This is a genomic window from Microbacterium album, from assembly GCF_014643695.1.
Classification (GTDB): domain Bacteria; phylum Actinomycetota; class Actinomycetes; order Actinomycetales; family Microbacteriaceae; genus Microbacterium; species Microbacterium album.
Genome location: NZ_BMJY01000024.1, coordinates 21,973 through 28,822 on the forward strand (window position 1 = coordinate 21,973; position 6,850 = coordinate 28,822).

A 6,850-nucleotide genomic window follows, 5' to 3' on the forward strand; every position below is an offset into this window, starting at 1 on the left:
TTAGCTCGAAGCCCCGGAGCGGGAGCGGTTGACGATCATGCCGGCGATGAAGTTCACGGCCATCGTGATGAGGAACAGCACCAGGCCCGCGGCCATGAGCGCCGACACCTCGAAGTCGCTCGCCTCGCCGTGGCGGAGGGCGATCAGCGACGAGATGCTGTTCGTGCCCGTGGAGAGCACGTGCCAGTTGATGACGAAGATGGGCGAGATCACGAGGTACACGGCCACGGTCTCGCCCAGCGCGCGGCCCAGGCCCAGCATCGTGCCGCCGATGATGCCGCCGAGGCCGAACGGGTAGACGACCGTGCGGATCATCCCCCACTTCGTCGCGCCCAGCGCCAGCGCGCCCTCGCGCTCGCCCGCGGGCGCCTGGCTGAACACCTCGCGCATGATCGACGCGGCGATCGGGGTGACCATCATCGCCACCACCAGGCCCGCGAGGAACGCGCCGGCCGTGAACAGCGACACGGTCGCCGTCGGGTCGTCCGGGTCGAACTGCGGCACCGCGAGGAACGGGATCCAGCTGAGGTGGGTCGACATCCACTGCTGCACCGGGATGATCTGCTCCTGCAGCCAGTAGAAGCCCCACAGGCCGTACACGACCGACGGGATCGCGGCCATCAGGTCGACGATGTTGACCAGCAGCCGCCGGATCGCCTCGGGCGCGTACTCGGAGATGTAGGTCGCCACGCCGATCGCCAGGGGCAGCGCGACCGAGATCGCGATGAGTGCGATCGAGACCGTGCCGAACAGCATCGCCGCGATGCCGAAGCGGCCCGAGTTCGGCTCCCAGTCCTGCGTCGTGATGAACGACCAGCCCGCGGCGTCGATCGCCTCGAACCCGCGCAGCAGCAGGAACAGGCCGACGAGGACCATCATCGTCAGCACCAGCACGCCGCCGCCGTGCGACGCGACGCGGAAGACGTTGTCGCCGACGCCGCTGCGGCTCGTCAGCGCCCGCTTGGGCGTCACGCGCGCATTGTGCGGGGCGGGCGAGCCCTCGAAGCCGAGGTCGCGCAGCGCCTGCTGCTCGCGATCGAGCTCGGCGATCAGGCCGTTCTGCGTCGGGGGCGCGTCACCCGGCGCAGACGCGCCGGAATCGGGGTCTCGGGTGGGGGTCACGCCTGGAAGTCTGTGCGGCGACCGGGCGGATCATCAAACGCGGAGGGGCCGAAAACCGGGGGTCCGGACGGAAACCGCAGGGTGAACATTCGGTGACGTCTGAGCCGGGTCGAGGGTCGACTTCCGCGTCATTCCGCGGATCTCGACGCGCGCGCCCCGCCGGGGCCCGGCAGAAACGGGGTTGGGAGTGGCACCATCGGTCGCGAAAAGTCCACCCGAAAGGAGGGGGTCTTGACGGGCGAGACCACCCACGACGGACCGCTCACCCGCCCCGACCCCCCGGCCCCGCGCGGGCCGGGGCTCACCGCCCGCCTGTCGCGCGCGCTCGGCACGGCGACGGTGCCGCTCGCGGTCGCGGGCAACATCGGCGCGTACCTGATCGCGCTGAGCGTGCTCGACGCCGTCCGTCCCCTGCACACCGCGCAGGCCGACGCGTGGCGGTTCGTCACCGTCCTGTCGCTGATCAGCTTCCAGGCGTTCTGGCTGATCTGGGCCCGCCGGCTGCCCGTGTCGGCGTTCTTCGCCGCCGTCATCCTGTGGCAGCTCGCGATCATCGTCGGCGGATACGACGGCCTGCTGCTGCAGCCCGGCGTGCTGCTCGCCGTGTTCACCTACGCGTCCGAGCGCACCGGGCGCGGCGTGTGGATCGCGCTCACCGCCGGCTGCCTGCTCACCGTCACGGGCCTGCTCACGTCCCACGCCCTGCACGCCCCCGCCGGGGCGGCGACGTGGGACGATCCCGCCGTGCTGACCGCCTGGGCGCTCACCGGCAGCGCCGCGGTGCTGCTGCCCGCCGCCGCCGGCCGCTGGTACGCGCAACTGCGCGACCGCGCCGAGCGCATCGCCGAGCTCGCGCACCGGGCCACCACCGGCGAGGCCGAGCGCATCGCCGAGGCCGTCGCGGCCGAGCGGCGCATGCTCGCGCAGGAGATCCACGACACCTCGTCGGCCCACCTCACGGCCATCCTCGCCTTCACGGCCGCCCTGCAGCGCGGCGGCGGACACGACGAGGCCCAGCAGCGCGTGCTGCGCAAGATCGCCGACGAGGGCGGCGCGCTGTTCGCCGGCTACGAGCGGATGCTCAACGGCCTGCGCACCGAGGACCGCACCAGCACCGGCCGGTTCCAGCCCGGGCACCGCTCGGGGCAGCACCACGTCGTGGAGCTGTCGGCGCTCGTCGACGAGATGCGCCGCACCACGGGCATGTCCGTGACCTTCCGGCACGACCCGACGCTCGACGAGATGGACCGGCGGCTGGGCCCCATGCGCAGCCACACCGCCTTCCGCGTCGTGCAGGAGGCGCTCAACAACGCCCGCAAGCACTCCCCCGGCGCCGCCGTGCGCGTCGGGCTCGAGGACGACGGCACCAGCCTGCTGCTGCGCGTCGAGAACGACTCGCCGCCCGCCGTGACCGAGGACGACGATCCGGATCGCCCCGATGGCCGGTCGGTCACGCTGAGCCTCGGCTACGGTCTGGAGGGGCTGCGCGACCGGCTCACGACGGTCGGCGGCAGCCTGCGCGTCGGGCCGCGGCAGAACGGCGGCTGGAGCGTCACCGCCCTGCTGCCGCACCCGCCCGTGCGCGGCGCCCGACCGGCGCGCGCCGGCGTGGCCGACGACGAGCCGGGGGACGACGAGGATGGGGACGGGGAGGACGGGGGCCTGCCCCGGCCCCGCCTGGAAGGAGCACGCACGTGATCGGAACCCTGATCGTGGACGACGCCCGCGCCGTGCGCAAGAGCGTGCGCGAACTGCTGGAGGCCACCGACGACATCGAGGTGATCGGCGAGGCCAGCAACGGCCGGGACGCCGTGCAACTCGCGCGCGCGCTGCGCCCCGACGTGGTGCTGATGGACCTGCGCATGCCCGACGGCGACGGCCTGGATGCGATCGAGGCGCTCAGCGGCATCGGCGTGACCGACCCCATCCCGATCATCGCGTTCACCACGTTCCACCTCGACGAGTACGTGTACGGTGCGCTCGAGCGCGGCGCCGTGGGCTTCCTGCTCAAGAAGAACCCCGGCGACATCCCCGCCGCCATCCGCGCGGCCGTCAACGCCAACGCCCTGCAGTCGCCCGCGATCCGCGAGCGGCTCATGGCCGACTACGCCCGCAGCGGCCGCGCCCGCCACCCGCGCACCGCCAGCACCACGGCGGCTCAGGCGCCATCCGGGGAGCCGAGCCTGTCGGAGCTGCTCACCGAGCGCGAGCTCGAGGTCGTCGCGGGCGTGGCGCACGGGCTGAGCAACCGCGAGATCTCGCAGTGGCTCACCATGAGCGAGAACACCGTCAAGTGGCACATCGCGAACATGCTCGACAAGACCGGCGCCTCCAACCGCACGCAGCTCGCGCACTGGGCCTCGCAGCGCGGGCTGAACCCCTGACCGGCGCGGGGATGCGGCCGGGTCAGGCGAGGTAGCGGCCCCACGGGGGCTGGGTGCGCAGCGCGGCGCGCGCCCGGCGCGCATGCCGCACCACCGCGGCGTGCTGCGTCGGCAGCCACAGCCGCGGCGCGACCAGCACGGGCTCGCGGTCGTCGGCCAGCCACCACGACAGCTGGCCCGTCTCGCGGCCGCGCACATACAGCAGCCGCAGCCGATCCGGGTCGGCGAACACCCGGTCGGCGTCGCGCACCGCCCCGGCCGCGTCGCCGACGTCGGCGGCGCGCACGAACTCCGAGATGCCGTCGGCGCGCACATACTCCCAGTGCAGCCCCCGCGGTGGGCGCGAGCGGACGGCCGCCGTCTCGGTCGGGTCCACGGGACGCATGGCGAGCACGTGCGCCCGCCGCGCCCGACGTCCCTGCGCCACGGCACCGGATCCGAACAGCACCAGCCGCTCCCCCGCGTGCAGCGGATCGGGCTCGCCCGCGCCCGGCTCGGGGTCGCCCGGCTCGGGTTCGCCCGTCTCGGGGTCGCGCGGCTCAGGGTCGCGCGGCTCAGGGTCGCGCGGCTCGACGTCCGACGGGTCCGTCATCGCTGCGCTCCTTCCTGTCCGGGCGGGTGGTGTCCGGGGGCGGGTGTCGGGGGCGCCGTCCGGGATCGCCGGGCGGCGCCGTCAAGGAAACCACGTGCCGCGGCCCCGCGCGGACGCCCCCCGCCCGTTCGGGCGGGGCCGCCCCGCCGCGCCTCGACCGCCCCCGCCGCGCCATCCGGCCCCGGGCGCCGCGCGCCTCCGCCGAGCGCCGCCCGGAAAGTCCGTCCGAAGGGATGGGGTCCACCCGCCGCGCCCCGGCGCAACGCTGCGCCGCCGCCGCGTGCTCTCCGTCCAGCTTAAAGCCCGCGGCCTGCGGGGTCGGGCTCGGTTTCGACTCGCTGCGCTCGCTCAACCCGTTTCGACTCCGGCGCTTCGCGCCTCCGCTCAACGCCCGGCTTCAGCGCCCTGCTCGTTGAGCGGAGCGGCGCAGCCGCGAAGTCGAAACGGGTTGAGCGGAGCCGCGCAGCGGCGGAGTCGAAACCGAGCACAACCCCGCAGCCGGCGACCCGTTGCCCGCGCAGAAAACGAGGAGTCCTCGCTGAGGATGCGCGCCCGGCCTACGTCGCTCCGACGTCGGGGGCATAGGCCGAAAAACCGTTGACCCCACGAAAGCCAGGCCCTACTTCGCGCTGAATGGTCTCAACCAGGGAGCCACCTTCCCGTAAGGGGCGGACGTGCTCAGGACGCCTGCAAGTACTTCTCAAGCGCGGCGCGCATCACTTCGCTCGCACTGCGGTGCTCGGCCGCGGCGCGGCGCGTCAGCGCGGCGTCAAGCTCGACGGACAGGCGTACCTGCCGCTTGGGAGAGCGGCCCAGCCCTGCCGGGCCGCTGAGCGTCGGGCGGCCCGGTGTGCGCAGTCGTCGCAGCTCGGCGAGGTCGGCGGGGCCCAGCTCGAAATCGGGGTCGCCCTCGCGGAACTCGTCGCGGGACTGGATCAGGGCGTCGGGTGAGATCTCGAAGTCGCCGCGCTCGTAGCGCGCTGCGCGCTCTTCGGGCGTCTCGTGCTGCTGGTTGGTCATCGCTGCTTCCTCTCCTGCTTGTTCTTGGCCTTGCGGATCTTCTGAATGACGTGGGGGCGGGCCGGCATCATGTGGAACACCGAGATCTCGCGCTTCTCGGGCAGGATGTCCGCAAACACCTCAAGTTCCGTTCCGTCGAGCGCCGGCCCGATGAATCCGGCCGGGTCGGGGGTGCCGGGGATGCGAGTCGGCTCCATCGGGATCGCCCGCAGTCGCCAGTCCGCGATGACCGAAACCGCATCCATTCGCGTCCACTCCCTCTTGAGCGCGGATGCCTGGCAGATCACCCGCCATGTGTTCTCGCTCACCGTTAAATTGTACTCCCAAACCCCCGTAAAATGGTAGTCCAAAACTCGGGAGGGCGTCCCGTCTCACGGGCGCGCGTGACCGCCGTCGACGGTTCCACCCCATCAGCCGCCAGCAGCCCCACGGGCCCGTCACACCGGACGGCAACCCGCCACGCGCCGCTCCCCCGCCGCAGCACAGCGGACATCCCCGGCAACCGCGCGGGGATGTGCGGGATCGAGGGCGCCTCCGGCAGTGCGGACCTCGAGCTCGCGCATCTCCTCGATGCCTGCACGCGGCATCCTCGCCCAGGACGCCGCCCAGAGGAGAAGAACCCGTTACGCGGCCGCGGGAGCGGGCTTCGGGCGGCGGGGCCAGGCGATCGTGCCGGAGACGGCGGCGCCGCCCGCGAGGGCGAGGGTCCACCAGGGGAAGCCCGGGGAGGCGGGCTCGGACGGCAGGGACGAGATCGCGGCCTCGGCGCTGTCGTCGTCGATCCGCTCGCCGCGCACGAGAAGGCGGTGGGAGTTCACGCCGATGGGCGTGCACGTCAGGAGCGTGACGTAGTCGCGGCCCGCGGTCTGACGCAGTTCCTCGCCGTCGTTGGGCTCGACGGTCACGATGCGGTCGACGCGGTAGGCGAGGCGCTCCCCCGCCACGTCGATGTAGAACAGGTCACCCTCGGTGAGCTCGTGCAGGCGGGTGAAGAGCGTCGCCTCGGGCAGCCCGGAATGCCCCGTGAGCACCGAGTGCGTCCCCTCGCCGCCCACGGGCAGCGCCGATCCGTGCAGGTGTCCGACGCCCTTGCGCAGCACGTCGTCGTCGGTGCCGTGGAAGATCGGCAGGTCTGCGCGGATGGAGGGGATGCGGATGCGCGCCATCGGGCTGCCCGGCGCGAGCGCGAGCTGGCCGAGGTAGTCGGCGCGATCCTCCTCGAGGCTCACGGCCTCGCCCGACGCGTTGAGGATGTAGGGGTCGCGGAGCGGGCCCGCGGGGAGGTTCGCGTTGTACGCGCGGGCGTCGTCGAGCTGGTCGGCGAGCTCGTCCGTCGGGGTGCCCTCGACGTGCGACACGTACCCGGACACCTCGGATCCGTGCGCGAGATCGGTGAACCAGTTGCCCGCCGTGGGGTAGGTGAGCACGCACACGCCCGCGAAGATGATGACCCCCACGAGCACATTGGTCGGCGACCACCGCCGTCGGCGCGGGCGGCGTTCGGCTCGGGTGATGCCCGGTACAGCGGTCACAACAGTCCTCACGTGAAGGGGGTGGGCGGAGCCGACGGCACCGCCCGACGCGCGCGTGCCGGCGGGCAGCCCTGGGAGGTGGCTGCCCGCCGGCGTGTGCGGTGCCGGGGGTTCCGGCGGGGGTGCTCCGATCAGATCAGGGCGGCAGCGCGGCGGCGGCGGACCACCAGCAGCACGACACCCGCGGCGACCAGGCCCGC

Annotated in this window: 7 protein-coding genes; 2 read left to right on the top strand and 5 right to left on the bottom strand. The window is 73.1% G+C overall.

Annotated features, from left to right (window positions below; genetic code table 11):
- A complete protein-coding gene (gene pstC, locus IEX37_RS15315; protein WP_229663313.1) occupies positions 1-1,122 on the bottom strand; it encodes a phosphate ABC transporter permease subunit PstC in 1,122 nt (373 codons plus the stop codon).
- A gap of 231 nt (positions 1,123-1,353) precedes the next feature.
- On the opposite strand from pstC, the gene IEX37_RS15320 reads away from it, so the two are divergent.
- Positions 1,354-2,820 (top strand): ATP-binding protein, encoded by a 1,467-nt coding sequence (locus IEX37_RS15320; protein ID WP_188757244.1) that lies wholly within the window; start codon positions 1,354-1,356, stop codon positions 2,818-2,820.
- Positions 2,817-3,506, top strand: coding sequence for a response regulator (locus IEX37_RS15325; protein ID WP_188757245.1), 690 nt, complete (start codon positions 2,817-2,819; stop codon positions 3,504-3,506). The genes IEX37_RS15320 and IEX37_RS15325 overlap by 4 nt, the downstream gene beginning before the upstream one ends.
- Positions 3,507-3,528: 22 nt before the next feature.
- Here the strand turns inward: IEX37_RS15325 and IEX37_RS15330 are convergent, their stop codons facing one another.
- The 4 genes from IEX37_RS15330 to IEX37_RS15345 form a co-directional block, all read right to left on the bottom strand.
- Positions 3,529-4,098, bottom strand: a complete 570-nt coding sequence (locus tag IEX37_RS15330; RefSeq protein WP_188757246.1) for a hypothetical protein — start codon at positions 4,096-4,098, stop codon at positions 3,529-3,531.
- Positions 4,099-4,776: 678 nt separating this feature from the next.
- Positions 4,777-5,118: a ribbon-helix-helix protein, CopG family gene (locus IEX37_RS15335; RefSeq protein ID WP_188757247.1), complete on the bottom strand. Its 342-nt coding sequence runs from the start codon at positions 5,116-5,118 to the stop codon at positions 4,777-4,779.
- Complete coding sequence (locus tag IEX37_RS15340; RefSeq protein WP_188757248.1) at positions 5,115-5,426, bottom strand: hypothetical protein; 312 nt, start codon at positions 5,424-5,426, stop codon at positions 5,115-5,117. Before IEX37_RS15340 ends, IEX37_RS15335 begins: the two co-directional genes overlap by 4 nt.
- Positions 5,427-5,741: 315 nt before the next feature.
- Positions 5,742-6,575: a class C sortase gene (locus tag IEX37_RS15345; RefSeq protein ID WP_229663314.1), complete on the bottom strand. Its 834-nt coding sequence runs from the start codon at positions 6,573-6,575 to the stop codon at positions 5,742-5,744.
- Positions 6,576-6,850 lie beyond the last annotated feature (275 nt).